At 60.4% G+C, this 1,067-nt stretch carries 1 pseudogene; it reads right to left on the bottom strand.

Going from position 1 to position 1,067, the window contains the following annotated elements:
• Positions 1 to 235: 235 nt before the first annotated feature.
• Positions 236 to 1,067, bottom strand: a pseudogene (locus tag FTT77_RS17220) (IS91-like element ISVsa3 family transposase); the annotation flags it as partial.

Consider the following 1,067-nt stretch of genomic DNA (forward strand, 5'->3'; position numbering starts at 1 on the left):
ACGTATAGGAAGAATAAACGCCCTTTTCACCCAAGTCCAACAGCTTTGGACCGCAGTTGACTCTTTCGACACCCCTGCGATGCAACCCAATCCGGCTGACGGGGAGCCAGCAACGCTGAAAATTTACCCTCCTCTTTCCCACTAGCGGCTCCTTTTCCGACAACCAGCACGGCGGATCCCTGCCGCGGCGCTGTGAACGCAGCATTTTGATTGGTATCGTTGGCCTTCAGGCTCGTCAGTCAAACAGACCCAGGAGCAGCTCAGCCGGTGGCGCCCGGCTTTCGGGTAACGCCCTGGTCCCGCTGGTTTCGGCTTTGTGCTTCAGGTGATCAAGGATCTGCTTGATCACTATAGGGTCTTCAATGCAGGCGATGACTTTCATGGCGCCGCCGCAGCCGCTGCAGGTCTCGATGTCGATATTGAAAACACGCTTGAGCCGTTGCGCCCATGTCATCGACGCTCGCCGTTGTGCTGGTGTTGCCGGTTCATCAGCCACCCTGACCTTGTTGCCCCTGCCCCGTTTTGCCGGCGTGACCAACGCCCGGTGCCGACTGTTGGGTGCGAACACCCCGTGGAAGCGGGTTAGGTTGACTCTGGGCTTCGGTACCAGGGCGGCCAGCCTTGCAATGAAATCCAATGGTTCGAAAATGACGTGCGTGGTGCCGTCCCGGTACGGCGTCTTGAGCTGGTAGCGCACGTTGCCGCCTCGTGTTAACGACAGCCGCTTCTCGGATACCGCCGGGCGGCTGATGTACCGGCACAGCCGTTCGAGCTTCTTGCGTTCATCGGCCCTGGCCGCCACGCCGGCGTGCAGGCTGGACCCGGCTACCTTGCCAATCCCGTCACCGAACGGATCACCACTGGTCGGCAGAGTTTGCAAAGTGAACACCTTTCGCCCCGCCTGTGAACCGACAGCGATACGGTAAGTGATCGAGTGCCCCAGCAGGGGTGTCATCGGGTCGTCATCCACCGCATCCGAGGCCAGATAGCTGTTTTCGACATCCCGTTCCAGCAGGCCTTGCCGTTCCAGATAGCGACCCACCCGGTGGGCGATGGTGTGCGTCAGC

This window comes from Acinetobacter sp. YH01010 (assembly GCF_013420775.1).
GTDB lineage: Bacteria > Pseudomonadota > Gammaproteobacteria > Pseudomonadales > Moraxellaceae > Acinetobacter > Acinetobacter amyesii.